This is a genomic window from Neobacillus sp. 19 (assembly GCF_049463095.1).
Taxonomy (GTDB): domain Bacteria; phylum Bacillota; class Bacilli; order Bacillales; family Cytobacillaceae; genus Neobacillus.
In genome coordinates, this window is the sequence record NZ_JBMPZU010000030.1 from 1 (window position 1) to 15654 (window position 15654).

Here is a 15654-nt window from a genome sequence, read left to right on the forward strand (position 1 = left end):
ACGTTCAATCGTTTCTTTACGACGTGCATAAACAGATTTATTCTCTTCTGTGTGTCGAAGGTGTTCAGCTTCCTCAAGATACTCTTCCCAGACATGTCTTTGAATGAGCTTTTGATGATTTTGACTCTGAGTACATTGAGATAGAAGCGGGCAATCCTTACATTGAATAGGATTGGAGATGTACTGACGATACCCTTCTTTAGTAGTGGTTCTATATTTAAGAACCTGTCCTTCCGGACATATGTAGCAATCATAGTGCTCATCATAAACATAGTCGTGTTTTTTCAAATAGCCTTCCTTCGTACGAGGGCGTGTATAAGGTAATGCAGGGCGAATATCGCTTTCTATTAAGTATTGGGCAATAGCGGGTGTTTTATATCCAGCGTCTGCTGCAACAGCTTCAGGTTTACCACAGTTTTCAATTACCTTTTCAAGGAGAGGTTCTAACATCGTACTATCATGAACATTACCGGGAGTTGCGATTGCCCCTAGGATAAAACCATTTTTATCAGCTGCTGCATGAAAAGAATAGGCAAATTGCTTCGTCCGTTCGTCCTTTACGTAGTAGCCACTCTCTGGATCCGTGGTACTTTCTTTTATTTCCTTGTGTTCTTCTTTTTCAAATTTGTCTGGTGGGAAAGGCTTTTTACCATGTTCTTCACGGTCACCATTAATTTCGTCCTTAAGGCGAGATTCATAGGCTTTTGTTTCTTTACGAACAATCTTCTTCTCAAATTTACGCTTATTTGCGCTTGCTTTTACGTGTGTTGAATCAATAAATACGTGTTCACTACTAACCAGCTTCTTGTCTGTGGCTTCTTTCAAAATACGATAGAAAATCTGTTCAAATAAATCTGTATCCTTAAAACGTCTCTCATAGTTTTTACCAAACGTTGAAAAGTGAGGGACCTTATCATAAAAACCAAAGCCTAGGAACCAACGATACGCAATATTGGTTTCGATTTCTTCTATAGTCTTACGCATGGAGCGAATACCGAAGGTATACTGGATAAAAGCCATCTTTATTAATACAACGGGGTCAATACTCGGACGTCCTCGTTCAGATGAATACATATCTTGAACAAGAGAATAGATAAAAGAAAAATCGATAGCAGCCTCAATCTTTCGGACCAAATGGTCCGCAGGTACAAGTTGTTCTAAAGCTATCATTTCTATTTGGTCACGATTCATCTGTGTATTTTTAGTTAGCATTTCATTCACCCCAATAAAATTTATTATCTTAATTATACAAAAAAGACTGCCAACAACTCCGAATTTATTCGAATTTGTCGACAGTCTGAGCACGCCTTATCGGCGTGCTTTTTCTTTTTTTGTGCCGTCTAAAAGACTAATTCTATAGAATGGAAAAATCGCCCTGCTATGCTCCTGATATTTTCATCCTGATCATCCGAATAAACAACAATACAGCATGTTGCCGGACCAGATGACTTTAGCAGATCAACATCGCTGCTGATCCTATCCGCTGCAAACCTTTTATTAACAAATATTTGATTCAACTCGGATAAGATCCCTTTCGAACCAACCGGCCAAATCATCACATCTTTCAGATTGTTTATCTTCTGAAATACGGAAAGTGGCACAATTTGATCATGCTGGGCAATCACTTCATTTCCCATCAAAGGTAAGCCAATAATCGCCAGTTTCAGATGATCTGAAAACAACAGCTCTGTTTTTTTATCCAGAACCTTGCGGCCAACAACAAGCAAGCCAACTGCCGATTGCAGCATGGAAAAATTACTTTCCGTGCTCCCTGTAATGAAAACATCCTGTAATCCTAGTTCATTTACGCCTTTTTCGATGCCCCTAACCAGCTCTTTCCAAGGTTCATTTCCGCAAAAGTTTTGAAGCACAACAGAAATCGGCTGTCCCCCTGCTGCAATACATTCCATTACCGCAACTCTAAAGGAATAATAGGCAACCGTTTCGTATGGAACATGAACAAGATCCTGTTCCTTCATGCCAATGGCACCACTATTATCACAAGCAATAATTAGCGCATCCTCAGCAAGCGGGACAGTTATGATATCTCTCATAATTTTGCCTCATGCTTCACACCTTGAACCGAGAACAGGGAGGAAAGACGCGGGATCACTAAAATTGCGAATCCCGTATTTATGATTGAACCGACAAGCAAGGATGGAACGATGGCCAAATAAAAACCGATATTCATTAATAAAATAAACGGAAGCGGCGCAACAATGGCATTTCCCAAGATAAAGAGCACAATAGCCGAAATCTTATGGCTCTTTCGATAAAGCATACCAAACAACCAGACCAGCACAGCCATTTCTCCTGCGATTAAAAAGTGCATCGGACCTAATGGAAAACCACCTGCAAGAGCAGATAATAAGTGACCAAAGGCAGCAACGATGGCTCCAGCACCCCCGCCAAGCAGGGCCGCTGCTAAAAGGGCCGGGAAAATATCCAATGCGACACTGCCAACAATCGCAGGAATTTTTATCGCTGCCCCTACAGCGGATAATGCCGTAAACATGGCCAGCCAGCTTACCAGTTTACGTTTCATCTACCGGTCCCCCTTGCGCTTCCCATCCCTGAATACTTTTGCACTACGTACGTATTCCACATCTCGAACTTGCAGCCGGCAATTTATGACCCTGGCTAAAGCGAAGAAATAATCAGAAAGGCGGTTTAAGTACATTAATGATAATTCAGGTGTTTTCGGATCTGCTTTCATCAGTTTTACCACTAATCGTTCCGCTCTCCGAGTAACCGTCCTTGAAATATGAATGGAGGCTGAAGGCTTCGTCCCGCCAGGTAAAATAAATCGTTCCAGTTCCGGTGCCTCTGCAATATATTCATCAATTTTTTGTTCTAAGTAATCAATTGATTCTTGATGAAGCTTTGTCTCGCGCTTTTCCGTCACATTTGCAAGATCACCGCCACAGTCGAATAATTCGTGTTGTATTTTTTCAAGATCATTCAATACATCTTTGAAAATTTCTTGATCGAGTTCCTGAATGGCCTGCCCGACAAAGCAGTTTACTTCATCAACCGTTCCGTATGCTTCCACCCTTGTATCATCTTTATCTACCCTGCCGCCAATAATACTTGTTTTCCCTTTGTCGCCTGTTCTTGTATAAATTCTCATCATTATTTCCCCCTTATTTAATCGTTTGGTTTAATCCATACCAGATTACATCGACTTTGGCTGATATCGCTGCAAGATCCTGATAGGCCCATCCCGTTACATCGCGCCATACGCGATTTTCTTCTTCCATTGGAACAATTCCTTTGGTTATATCGGTCCCAATCACAATTACTTTTCGTTCAGCCTTTTCCTGTTCCCAAGAAAGCCAATCAGCTAGATATCTGTTCCAAATTTCCCGGCAGCGGCCGGAATCATATTGCTTCGTTAACTCTTTCACCCATAACTCGATTCCCTCTAAAACAATCACATCATGATTGACATCCGATAAATTGACTGGAAATCGAATGCCATTATATGCAGATAACCATTGTCCTTCTATTTTCACACCATAATTCTTGCTTACCCATGATCGTTTGCCATTAAAGGCACCTCCAGTAATGAAGTGCATCGTCTCCCCCTTTTAGGGCCTCTCTCGTAAAAATTAGCTCAAACCCCTGGTCATGCCGAACCTGAAAGCTCCAAAATTCCTTCTCTTCCGGTGCATATTCGGATAAGAGGTATCTTATAACACCGCCATGAGTAATAACAGCACAGTTTTTTAGCTGCTGAGTAAGAACCGTGTGAATCATCGTATTCCAGCCATTCTGAACCCTGTTAGTAAACTCGTGAAACGCTTCACCCTTTGGCGGAAAGATATTCACCGGATCGGAAATCCATTGACGATAATGCTCGTTATCTTTCAATTCCTCATATGTCAGCCCTTCCCAGTCACCGAAATTCATTTCGCGAAAATTTTCCAATATGATCGGCTTTTGATTAGGAAAAAATAGGTTTAATGTAGAAAGGCATCTTTGCAAATCACTGCTAAAATAGGACTCATAGCTTTTTAACGGCGACTGATTTCTAGTTTCAGCCAATAGTTGCGAATCATTCCAGCCTAAATAGGCTTTCCGCTTATTTTCTTCTGTTACACCATGACGAAATAATGCAATAACCACACGGTCATCCATAGAATTACCTCCGTCCCTTCAATAGAAGCTCCGACTACATCCCCGGTAATCCCGCCAAACCATTTCACAGCTTTCCAGCGGAAAATGAACACACAAGCCACCGCAACTGCAATTAATACTGCAAAAAGATAACTGCTTTTTTCCACTAACAGTATGACCAGGAGAAAAATAAACATGTAGAGCAGGTAGATCGATAAACTTTTTGGCTTTGCCGCACTTTGAAATAATGAGCCCAATCCTTCATTTTTTGCTGACCTTACCGTTAACAGCAGGACACCCATGACACTCCTGCTTAAAAAGGGGATACCCATGATTAAGATGTACGTGACGTATTCAACATTCAAAGTACTTTCATAAATAAATAAAAACCTGCTGCTTAATAAAATGACGAGTGATAGGACGCCAAATGCACCTGTTCTAGGATCCTTCATGATTTCTAATCTTTTTTCCGGATTCTGATAGGAAAAATAAGCGTCACTCGCATCCATCCAGCCATCTAAATGAATGCCCCCCGTCAGAAGTATCATCGCCAGCCAAAGGATAAACGTAACTGCTAAATGAGAAAAAGGAGTCCATTCATGAAAAGCATAAAATAGACATGCATAGATGATTCCCTGAAATAAACCTAATAGTGGAAAAGTTTGCACGGCCTTCCTTAGATGGTCCCGGTCCATCGGGAGTTCTATGGGAATGGGCACAGCCGTAAAAAATTGACAGTTGATCAAGAATCCTTTAAAGAATGTAATCATTATTTATTCCCACAATGATGGATGATTTCTTTCAGCTGATCCCATTTAAGGTGGCGTTTCATTTCAGCCGCAAGTTTTTCATATTTTTCATCCGAGCCACCTACTTCAACTGTCATTTCTATTTCACTCGATAGCGAATCCTCGACTTCTATCATATGGTTTTCGATAAAAGGCAAAACACCTAATACAGGAATTCCTGTTTTTTCTTCTAGCAGTGTAATTCCTTCCGCAAATAACGTAAGATCTCCACGAAATTTATTTATGATGATACCTCGAACTCTTTGCCTCTCGTCAGGTTTTAACAGTTCAAGTGTGCCAATAATACTGGCAAACACTCCACCTCGGTCGATATCTGCTACAAGTACCACCGGGACATCCGCCAGTTCAGCAACCTTCATATTGACTATTTCGCGATCGCTTAAATTAAGTTCAACTGGACTGCCAGCCCCTTCAATTACCACCATTTCATATTCACTTTCTAATTGATTGAGGGATTCCTTAATTATTTCGATCCCTTTTTCATAAAATTGTTCGCGATACTCCCTGCCGGAAAAGGTTTCAATTACTTTACCAAGAAAAACCACCTCTGAAGTTTGATTAGACCTTGGTTTTAATAAAATCGGATTCATCCAAACTGTCGGGCATATTCGAGCAGCTTCTGCTTGAATTCTTTGAGCCCGGCTCATCTCCATTCCATCAATCATGATATGCGAATAATTCGACATATTTTGTGATTTGAACGGGGCGACCTTCACTCCCTCATTTGCAAGAATCCGACACAATGCCGTAACGACTAAACTTTTGCCCACATCCGAAGCCGTACCTTGTATCATGATTCCTTTCATCGTGCCACAACCTCCTTCATTACGAGTGGAATCCCGGCTTCCACTAAAATTGCCTTGTCTGTTCTTCCTTCACTAAATCCTGATGGATCTTTCCCAGCAAGCGGCTATATGAAAAGACAAGTTCTGAAGCAATCGGGAGCTCGTTTAATACCTCATTACTGACGACAATCATTGCGCCGGCACGACTTTTTATCGACATAATCCCTGTCAAAATATCTTGTTTAATCGTTTTTAAATAGGACTCGTTCCACGTTTGTTCAGAAGAAAAAAGTTCATTATTCAATAGTGTTGTAACACAATCTAGTAAAACAATATCCTTGTCAGAAATGGAATTGGCAAGTGCTCCAATTTGAATAGGCTTTTCAATGGTTTTCCAGCGAAATACCCCGGAATCCCTGCTTCTCTGGTGCATCGCAACCCGGTGCTGCATTTCCGGATCAGACGGAACACCGGTGGCTATATAGGTGGGCTGCCCTCCTGTTTTCCGAGCCATATCGATTGCCAGACATTCAGCGTGACTGCTTTTTCCGCTTCGTACACCCCCGGTAATAAAAATGAAGGTTGATGCTCCCATTCTCCCCACGTCGCCATTTACAGTTTTAGAATCGTGATATGGCCCATTCAACGAGCATCCCTCCAAGCCATAATAATAGTAAAAATAAGAAAACTGTTCTCGCTAAAATAGCGTTGGTCTTTAAGATATGGTCTGACTGAATAGGACCAAGCGGATCTCCCATTTTTGCCCGGTTAGAGACCATCCCTTTGTAATAGTTTCTGCCGCCGAGTTGAATGCCTAGTAGAGCGGCAACCGCAGCTTCACCCCAGCCGCTGTTTGGACTTGGGTGCTTTTTCGCATCCCGGAACAAAATCGTCCATGCTTGTTTGTGGTCTGTTCTTTCCGGACGTTTTCCAAGCAGCATGATCATTCCTGTCAGGCGGCTTGGAATCCAATTCATCACATCATCCCATTTCGCGGATGCCCAGCCAAACGCTTGATATCTTTCATTCATATGCCCTACCATCGAGTCACACGTATTCGTGGCACGGTAAACAATCGCTAACGGTGCACCGCCAATTAGGGCCCAAAACAAAGGGGCTGTCACGCCGTCACTCGTATTTTCTGCAACCGTTTCAATCGTTCCCCTTGCGATTTCACTTTCATCCAGTTGATCCGTATCACGGCCGACGATATAGGATAGTTTCGTTCTGGCTTCCACTATGTCCCCAGATTTTAAAGGCTGGTAGACTTCAAGTGCTGCTTCCTTTAAACTTTTTTGTGCAATGGTTGTCACTATGACTACACTTTCCACACCAACCCCTACAAGTGGATGAATCTTGTATCCTATTAAAACCACAATCATCACAATAGAAAAAACGAACAGTAAGACAAAAAGGAGCATCAAAACGCCCTTCCATCGTTTAGACTTTCCGTGATTCCAACGCTTTTCCAAAGAGGAGATCATCATTCCTATCCATCTAACCGGATGCGGCCAATCAGGAGGATCTCCAACAACCAAATCAATGAAATAAGCGATCGTAATGGCTACTAAGTGATAGACAATCATGTTCGTTTCCTTTTTCTCGATTTGTGAATGGCCTCAGCCGTACACTGATACACAGCTTTACTGATTACCTTTCCTAATGAGGAAATCGTCCCGGCATATTCCAACACCTTACCTGTTTGTGTGGCTGCAATTAAAATACTATCAGTTGAAGTTCCGGTAGCAATGGTCCCAGTAACTTTATCAAGTACCTCCAGATCATGCATTACCTTTACTTTTGCTTCCGTTGCGGTCATAATGCTTTGAATAAAGGCTTCCTCTGTTAATTCTCCGTTAACGAAAATCCACGTATTAATCGTTCCCGGGGCCATTAGATAGTCATGCTGCTCACTTTTCGACGCATCAATTGCGTTCCCCACCCCGGCGGTAACGACCACAAAGATCGAGAAATCCTCCTGTTCGAATCGCTGGTAACACACATCCTCAAGGAACACCGCTGTCATCATGCCAACCGTTGCCGACGGTTCAAATCCGTTTGCTGTTAAAAAGTCAGCCATCTCCGCCCGGTGATCATCACAATTATAGTCCTTACTCACATGCCGATTGACAAATGTTTGGTGCCAGCCCGTCCCTGAGCCAACCACGCCCGAAGACATGGTTCTTAAAGGTACGGGAGATTCAAGCTCGATAAACTCATTTGAAACGCTTACCATTGCTTCTGTGATTTCAAGATGCTCCATTTCCTGTTTTACATCGGGCAGTAACACCATTTGCGGCGCAGCCACCTTTGGATGGGGATGCTTTTGAATTTTTGTATGATACACGTCCCTGATTCGGTCCTCTTTCAGAACTTCGTTAGGAATATGATTGATATTGATGGTCCCCTTTTCGAGCAGGAGCAAACGGTCGCAGTATAAACCAGCAAGATTTAAATCGTGGAAAATCGAGATTACCGTTAACCCTTTGTCCATCGTCCATCGCTTTAAAAGGTCTAACAATTCTTTTTGATACGATAAGTCTAAGTGATTTGTCGGTTCATCCAACAGCAGGATTTCCGGTTCTTGGGCAAGTGCCTGGGCAAGGAATACCCTTTGCTTTTCACCGCCTGATAACGCCTGTATATTTTTATGTTGAAAGGAGGAAATGCCGGTCTGGTCCATTACCCTTTGGACGACCGCTTCATCCTCCTCCGACCAGGTTTGAAACCAGCCCTTTTGATGCGCATATCTCCCAAGTGATACGGTTTCTTTAACTGTATAGGAGAAGCTTTGGGAAGAGTGCTGGGAAAGAACCGCCACCATTTGCGCAAGCTGCTTAATGCCATATTCCTGCAGCTTTTTTCCACTAATATAAATCTCACCCTGTTTAATCGGCAAGATCCCGCTAATCATTTTTAACAGAGTTGTTTTTCCGCTGCCATTTGGCCCTAATACCCCGAACAACTGCCCTTGATTTACATCAAACGTAATGTCCTTTAATACAGACTCATCTCCATATCCACCTGAAACGTGCTGAACACTGAGCATTTTCTATCAACTTCTTTCCATCCTTTTTCTCTGCAGCAGGATCACCGCAAATACCGGTGCCCCAATTAAAGCCGTTATCACCCCAATTGGTAATTCAGTAGGTGAAATAATGGTCCGCGACAGAAGGTCGGCTAAAATTAAGAACCCACTTCCTGTCAGAATCGATAAGGGAAGGAGGTAACGGTGGTCTGGCCCCCACAAGATTCTTGAAAGATGGGGAATGACCAGCCCAACAAATCCAATCGTTCCGGAAACGGCAACTGCAGCTCCTGTTAAAATTGAACCGGCTGATAAAATGATGAGCTTCCTTTTTTTGAACATTGACCCCAAGGTGGTGTGCCCGTTCTTCCCCAAACGACATCGCATTTAATTCCTTTGCATTAAGCATCAGGATGGCCGACCCAATAACAAAAAACGGTAAAATAATTTTTATGTATTCCCAGCCTCTCATCGATACACTTCCTAAGAGCCAGCTAATAATTTGCCGTAACTCATCTCCGGTTAGTGCAATCAAAAGAGAAATAAATGCACCTAAAAAGGAGCTAAAAATAATTCCTGTTAAAATTATCGTTTCTACTCTCATGGACCGTTCAATTTTCCTGGCAAAAGCAAGAACGAGGAAAATGGTCAAAAAAGAAAATAGGATACTGAGTAATGGCAAGGTGAATATCCCGATAAATGGGATAGATAGATTAAAGAACAGCGTCAGAACGGCACCGACGGAAGCGCCGGATGAGACCCCTAATGTATACGGATCTGCTAACGGATTCCTTAACAGCCCTTGAAATGCCGCCCCCGCAATGGCAAGGGACGCCCCCACAAGACCCGCTAATATCACCCTTGGCAGGCGAATATTCAACACAATACTCGTATGCATCGCGTCGATTGTGTCAAGTGATGGTAATCCAAATAGCTTAGCTATAATAATGTGAATAATCGTCCCCATCGGAACTGATACAGTTCCGATGGCGATTCCTAGCAGTACGGAAATTAACAGGAAAATCCCTGCCAGTGCAAAAGCTACATATTTATTATTTAAAAACTTCTGGATAAATAGCCTTCGCAAGATCTTCTACTCCTTCAACGATTCTAGGGCCTGAGCGTGTCACCCGATCAGAATCTACGTCGATTACTTGCTTATTTTTTACGGCGTTGACATTTTCCCAGCCTTTTCTGCTTAACACTTGCTCAGCTGGTTTTGTCTCTTCATAGCCGCCATATGTAGTGATGATTACATCCGGATTTCGTTTAATGATTTCTTCTTGATCAAGCTTGATCCAGCCCTCTTGATCGTTTGCGAGGTTCTCGGCATTAATCATGGTTAACATTTCATTCATAAACGTATTTTTCCCAGTTGTAAAAATATCTGGAGCGGGTGATACTTCAATAAAGACAGTTTTCTTTTCTTTTATGTTCTTTGCTTTTTCCTTAATATCCGCTATTTTGTCCTTCATCCCTTGTATAAGCTCGTCCGCCTTCTTCGTTTCTCCAGTCGCTTTACCAATCATACTGATTGAATCAAACACTTGGTCAAAATTTTGTGCATCATTCACAACAAGAACGGCTATTCCGGCATCTTTTAATTGCTGTAGGCCAGCTTCCGAATTATGTGCAGTAGAGGCATGGGCTAATACTAAATTAGGCTGTAAAGAGATTATTTTTTCAAGATTCACTTCCATACCGCCAATTTTCTCTTTTTTCGTTACCTCTTCAGGATAATTATCAAAATCAGAAACACCGACAATTTCTTTCTCAGCACCTAACGCGTAGGCGATTTCTGTATTACTTGGGATCAAAGAGACGATTTTTTCAGGCTTCTTTTCTAAGACAACTTCATTGCCTACAGCATCCTTTATCGTTACTGGGAATGCTGCTTCTGTTTTATTCTCAACACCCGCGGTTTTGTCCTCTTTAACTTGCTCTTGCTTTTCCCCGCATCCTGCTAAGACCCCTAATGTTAAAAGTACGACGAACAATAGTGAATACCATTTCTTCATGTTTCTTCTCCCTGCTTTCTGTGTAGTTATTATGTAAGCAACAAAAAAGAAGTTCTGCTTGTGGCAATAAAAAAACATCTCCATATTAATGAAGATGTTGGGTACGATTAGATTTCCATTACTCGTAAAAAGTAATAGGGCACTAGCCTCAACACCTCCCTATCCTCGTAGGTTTATTGGCGCACAAGAATTAGGCAGGTTTCCTGGCTCATGATCATCGCATCCTATGTCTTCCCATCCAAATAGACAGTGACAAAATATAGGCTGCTCCCATTTACAGTGGCGGGACCGCGTTGGTTTTTCACCAACTTCCCTTTTAAGCTAAAAGTCGTTACTGACTCACTAGCACCTATTTCCATTATTCATTTTTTGTTAACTTCATTATGATATAAATTATATTATTTGTATATAAGTTTGTTTGACAGTGTTGATTCTCTAAACGACAAGGCCGCCATCTACACTTAAGATAGTTCCATTAATATACCCCGCATCGTCTGAAGCTAGAAACAGATAGGCAGAGGCAATATCTTCAGGTTTTCCCAACCTGCGTAAAGGTGTTTTACTTTCCATTAGATCTAGTATCTTTTCCGGTACTTTTGCCGTCATGTCAGTGACAATGAATCCGGGGGCAACGGCATTCACTCTTATGCCTTTTGGTCCCATTTCTTTCGCCCAGCTTTTCGTTAAGCCTATTACACCAGCCTTTGTGGCTGCATAATTCGTTTGACCGATGTTGCCGTGAATTCCAACTACCGAGGATGCGTTCAGAATCACACCCGATCCCTGTTCTATCATCTTTGGAACTACTTCCTTTGTACATTTAAACACACCGGATAAATTGACGGAAATCACCTTTTCCCATGATTCTTCATCCATTTTTGTCAGCAATCCATCAATCGTAATTCCAGCATTATTCACTAAAATATCAATTTTTCCATACCGATCGATCGTTTCATTTACCATCGAATGGATTTGTTTAGAGTCTGTCACATTACATTGAATAAATGCAATCGAACCATATTCTTCAAGTTCCTTGGCTGCTGTTAGTCCCGCATCTGGATTCACATCACTGATGACAACAGCGGCACCTTCTTGCAAAAATTTCTTAGCCGTAATTTTGCCAATCCCATTTGCTCCACCCGTAATAATAGCAACTTTTCCTTCGAGTTTCATTATGGCCTCCTAATGGTTCATTTGAAAAATAGCAGTAATTTGTCAACAATTCTATTAAAACCTTATGATTCTTTAAAATTACGCTTGTCAATTACTCGCTTCGCTTTGAATTGAGTTCGTTCCAATGTTCCAATAGGGAACAATTCTATATTAAATGTTACTCCTACTTCACGCTTAAGCTCTTTCGACAGCTGCTCTATCAGGTCTTGGTTGCTTCTCGTTCCTGCGGTCTCACACTGAATGGTGACGTCATCCATAATATTTTCACGGGTTACAATCATGACAAACTCTTCCCCAAGGCCGTCAATTCTCCTAATCACATTTTCTAATAGACTTGCATAAACATTCACACCACGTACGGTGACCATATCATCAATTCGGCCATAAATTCCTTTCGGTAACCTTGGGTAGACACGCCCACAAGGACAAGGCTCATCTGTCCAGGTCGTTAGATCTCCGGACCAATAGCGGATTAAAGGCTGCGAGGTTCTTTCCAATGGAGTATATACGGGTACTCCTTCTTCCCCATAGGGAACTAGTTTTTTGCTCTGTTGATCAACTACTTCTGTATAGACGACATCCTGCCATAAATGAACCCCTTTACGATGCTCACACTCTGTATTGCTCATCCATGGCGTTACTTCTGCCATTGTCCCGGAGTCTATACAGATCGCGCCAAAGGTTTCTTCGATTTTTTTCTTCGTCGAGGCAACTCCTGCTCCAGGTTCGCCTGAAAAGAACAAGATTCTAAAACCAAATTCTTTAGGGTCCACCCCTGCCTCTTTAGCCTTTTCTGCTAGATACAAGGCATAGGAAGGTGTGCCATAAAACACAGTCGGCTTTACTTCCCTTAGCCATGATACAGCTTTCTCTGTTTGCCCTGCTTGCCCTGCACCAAACGGAAAAGTTTTTGCCCCAAGCCTTTCAGCACCAATTAAAGCTCCCCAGCTTCCGATATAGAGACTAAGTGGTGAGGCAATAAACACTAAGTCACTTGGTCTCATTCCAAAGCTCCACATAATCCGGGCATGCTGATGGGCAATCCTTTCCCAATCATCCTTGCCAAAGGAAAAGACAGTGGGTTTTCCAGTTGTTCCTGAAGTTCCTTGAATCCGATGTACTTCCGAAAAAGGAATACAAACATTTGAACCAAACGGCTGATTCTCCAGCAAATCTTGTCGTACTTCTGCCTTTGTCGTAATTGGAACTTGGTCAAATTCTTTTAAACTCTTAATATCATCTGGATGAAAATCTACTTTACTCCACTTTCGTTTGTAGAAATCTGAATGTTTTAAAGCATACTCCATCACATTTTTTAATTTATAAAACACCAACTCATCAAGTTCCTCTTTCGAAGCGGTTTCTATGTCTCTATACCAAAATTTTTCATTCACATCCGGGATATATTGAGTATCATATTTTGGCGGCCATTGCTGCAGTAGAGCAGTTTTTTGCATTTTATTGTTCACCCTTTACGTTTAATTTGACTTCCGTAACTTCAAAATTTAATAGCTAAATAAAATTCTTGGCTGCCAAAGGTGGTGAGGAATAGTCTCACCACCTTCCATTCTTAGGAAACGCCGTGCTTTACGTTGAATCGGATAAAATCGGCAATACTTTCAATTCTTGTTTCAGGACCAAATACTTCTGCAACACCAGCATCTTTCAGTAATGGAATATCGTCTTCTGGAATGACACCACCCATTATTACTAAGGAATCAACACCCTTTTCTTTGGCTATTTGGACAACCTTTGGTCCTAATGTCAAATGGTTTCCACCGAGAGTACTCAATCCTATTACATCTGCACCTTCCTGAATCGCCGCATCAACGATTTGTTCAGGAAATTGGTTGCCTAAATACACCACTTCCATTCCCTCATCCCGCAGCATTCTAGAAACGACTAACGCACCGCGCCAATGGATATCCAAACCTAATTTCGCCATTACCACTTTTATTTGCATATAGAAATCCTCCTTTTACTTTTGTGATTGACCTGAGCACTTAAGCTAATGGGAACTGCCATAATCCAAATTCCTCGCGAAACACCTCTTCGATTTCCCCTAAAGTAGCATATTCGATCACAGCTGCCTTAATATATGGCATGAGATTTACATCCTCATGGCATTTTTGTCGCAGTACATTCAATGCATGCTCGACTTTTTCTTGATCTCTTTTTTGACGGAGTTTTTCTAATTTTTCTTTTTGGCGTTTCTCGGCTGATTCAGGGTACCTAAACACTTCTACTTTTGTTTTGCTTTGTTCTGTAGGGAAGTAATTCAACCCGACTATTTTATGCTTGCCACTCTCGATATCCTTCTGCATTTCATAGGCAAAATTAGAGATTTCACGGTGCAGCCAGCCTGTTTCCACAACTGAAACCAAGCCTCCCCTTGATTCGATCTCAGCAATATAATCGCGAATACGCTGGGCCATTTCTTGTGTTAATTTTTCTACAAAATAAGAACCAGCCAGCGGATCTACGGTATTGACCACATTCGTTTCTGCTTGGATAATCTGTTGCGTTCTTATTGAAATAAGGGCAGATTCCTCTGTAGGAGCGGAATATGCCTCATCATAGGAGTCAACATGTAAGGACTGGGCACCGCCTAATACAGCAGCAAGTCCTTGAATCGCAGACCGGGCAATATTATTGAGCGGTTCAACCTTTGTCAAGGTAATTCCTGCTGTCTGAACATGGAATCGCATTAGATGGGATTTCGGGTGCTGCGCATTAAATCGATCCTTCATCACTTCATGCCATACAAGCCTGGAAGCACGGCATTTAGCAATTTCCTCAAAGAAATCATTAAATAGATTCCAGAAAAATGATAACCGTTTGGCAAAATCATCAATCTTATTTCCTCTTCTGATTAACTCTTCCGAAGTCGCAATGGCATTGGCTATGGCACAGGCAACTTCTTGAACCGCAGTTGTTCCGGCCTCTCGTAAATTGTAGCCATTGTAGCTGACCGGATTCCATCTCGGCAGGTTTTTACTTGCATATTCGATGGCATCACATTGTAATCGGAAGGAAGCTTTCGGCGGCAGAACTTCGAGCGAACTCCCGATGGCTGTTTCCATTAAGAAGTCATTTTGATTGGTTCCGGAAAGTTTCTCTAAGGGGATTCCCTTCTTTTCCGCCATTGCCGCAAACATTGCCATTAATACGACTGTTGTGCTTGGGAGATGGGTGACGATATTGCTCGAAATTTCATCAATAGGAATTCCCTCATACAACGCTTCAATATCCTCAATGGAGTCTATCGCAACCCCAGCAGCACCAACATGGCCCTCAGCTTCCGGATCATCTGAATCATAGCCGCGGATGGTTGGAAGATCCAACACAACACTCGTTCCTGTAGCACCATTTTTTAATAAGAATTTAAAGCGTTCATTCGTATCCTCGGGTGTTCCAAAGCCGGCAATTTGCCTTACCGTAAACAGCCTTCCACGGTACATATTTGGATAGACACCGCGAACATATGGTGCCTCTCCTGAAAAACCAATATCCTTCAGGTAATCGATATCTTTAATATCCTCGGGAGTATAGAGTAGATTAATAGGAATCCCAGAATCAGAATAATAGTTCCCTTCCCCATCTTTTCCTTTTACCGTATTCTCTTGCCAGCGCTCTTTTTGAGCTTCAATTTCCTGAATGACCTCTTGATCAAAAAGTTTTTTTTGGTTTATATCCGTCGTATTGTTTGCCATAGCTACCTC

Annotated in this window: 16 protein-coding genes, 1 pseudogene and 1 riboswitch; all 17 genes and pseudogenes read right to left on the reverse strand. The window is 42.0% G+C overall.

Annotated features, from left to right (window positions below; translation table 11 throughout):
* A partial coding sequence (locus tag ACO1D1_RS07450; protein ID WP_423335452.1) for an IS1182 family transposase occupies positions 1-1212 on the reverse strand: 1212 nt, incomplete at its 3' end.
* A 128-nt stretch (positions 1213-1340) separates the two neighbouring features.
* A complete protein-coding gene (locus tag ACO1D1_RS07455; protein WP_423335453.1) occupies positions 1341-2054 on the reverse strand; it encodes an ATP-binding protein in 714 nt (237 codons plus the stop codon).
* On the reverse strand, positions 2051-2545 hold the full coding sequence (locus ACO1D1_RS07460) for an ECF transporter S component (RefSeq protein ID WP_423335454.1): 495 nt from the start codon (positions 2543-2545) through the stop codon (positions 2051-2053). The genes ACO1D1_RS07455 and ACO1D1_RS07460 overlap by 4 nt, the downstream gene beginning before the upstream one ends.
* Positions 2546-3130 carry a cob(I)yrinic acid a,c-diamide adenosyltransferase gene (locus tag ACO1D1_RS07465; protein WP_423335648.1) on the reverse strand — a complete coding sequence of 195 codons (585 nt, stop codon included), beginning with the start codon at positions 3128-3130 and terminating at the stop codon, positions 2546-2548.
* Positions 3131-3143: 13 nt separating this feature from the next.
* A complete protein-coding gene (locus ACO1D1_RS07470) occupies positions 3144-3578 on the reverse strand; it encodes a bifunctional adenosylcobinamide kinase/adenosylcobinamide-phosphate guanylyltransferase (protein WP_423335455.1) in 435 nt (144 codons plus the stop codon).
* Entirely contained in the window at positions 3550-4140 is a 591-nt protein-coding gene (locus tag ACO1D1_RS07475) for a histidine phosphatase family protein (RefSeq protein WP_423335456.1), read from the reverse strand. Before ACO1D1_RS07475 ends, ACO1D1_RS07470 begins: the two co-directional genes overlap by 29 nt.
* Complete coding sequence (gene cobS / locus ACO1D1_RS07480; RefSeq protein WP_423335457.1) at positions 4098-4889, reverse strand: adenosylcobinamide-GDP ribazoletransferase; 792 nt, start codon at positions 4887-4889, stop codon at positions 4098-4100. Before cobS ends, ACO1D1_RS07475 begins: the two co-directional genes overlap by 43 nt.
* Positions 4889-5734 carry a cobyric acid synthase gene (locus ACO1D1_RS07485; protein WP_423335458.1) on the reverse strand — a complete coding sequence of 282 codons (846 nt, stop codon included), beginning with the start codon at positions 5732-5734 and terminating at the stop codon, positions 4889-4891. The genes cobS and ACO1D1_RS07485 overlap by 1 nt, the downstream gene beginning before the upstream one ends.
* Positions 5735-5777: 43 nt before the next feature.
* The gene (locus ACO1D1_RS07490; RefSeq protein ID WP_423335459.1) at positions 5778-6359 is read right to left on the reverse strand and encodes a bifunctional adenosylcobinamide kinase/adenosylcobinamide-phosphate guanylyltransferase; all 582 of its coding nucleotides are present in this window, start codon (positions 6357-6359) and stop codon (positions 5778-5780) included.
* Positions 6334-7299: an adenosylcobinamide-phosphate synthase CbiB gene (gene cbiB / locus ACO1D1_RS07495; RefSeq protein WP_423335460.1), complete on the reverse strand. Its 966-nt coding sequence runs from the start codon at positions 7297-7299 to the stop codon at positions 6334-6336. The genes ACO1D1_RS07490 and cbiB overlap by 26 nt, the downstream gene beginning before the upstream one ends.
* Positions 7296-8762, reverse strand: a complete 1467-nt coding sequence (locus ACO1D1_RS07500; protein ID WP_423335461.1) for an adenosylcobinamide amidohydrolase — start codon at positions 8760-8762, stop codon at positions 7296-7298. The genes cbiB and ACO1D1_RS07500 overlap by 4 nt, the downstream gene beginning before the upstream one ends.
* Before the next feature lie 6 nt (positions 8763-8768).
* Positions 8769-9828 (reverse strand): annotated as a pseudogene (locus ACO1D1_RS07505) (FecCD family ABC transporter permease).
* Positions 9794-10759 (reverse strand): ABC transporter substrate-binding protein, encoded by a 966-nt coding sequence (locus tag ACO1D1_RS07510; RefSeq protein WP_149869863.1) that lies wholly within the window; start codon positions 10757-10759, stop codon positions 9794-9796. Before ACO1D1_RS07510 ends, ACO1D1_RS07505 begins: the two are co-directional and overlap by 35 nt.
* Before the next feature lie 176 nt (positions 10760-10935).
* Positions 10936-11127, reverse strand: a riboswitch (cobalamin riboswitch).
* Positions 11128-11194: 67 nt separating this feature from the next.
* Positions 11195-11932, reverse strand: coding sequence for a 3-oxoacyl-ACP reductase FabG (fabG, locus tag ACO1D1_RS07515; protein WP_149869862.1), 738 nt, complete (start codon positions 11930-11932; stop codon positions 11195-11197).
* Positions 11933-11994: 62 nt separating this feature from the next.
* Entirely contained in the window at positions 11995-13389 is a 1395-nt protein-coding gene (locus ACO1D1_RS07520) for a phenylacetate--CoA ligase family protein (protein ID WP_149869861.1), read from the reverse strand.
* Positions 13390-13502: 113 nt separating this feature from the next.
* Positions 13503-13895 carry a cobalamin B12-binding domain-containing protein gene (locus ACO1D1_RS07525; protein WP_149869860.1) on the reverse strand — a complete coding sequence of 131 codons (393 nt, stop codon included), beginning with the start codon at positions 13893-13895 and terminating at the stop codon, positions 13503-13505.
* A 40-nt stretch (positions 13896-13935) separates the two neighbouring features.
* A complete protein-coding gene (locus ACO1D1_RS07530; RefSeq protein WP_149869859.1) occupies positions 13936-15645 on the reverse strand; it encodes an acyl-CoA mutase large subunit family protein in 1710 nt (569 codons plus the stop codon).
* Between the last annotated feature and the right edge of the window lie 9 nt (positions 15646-15654).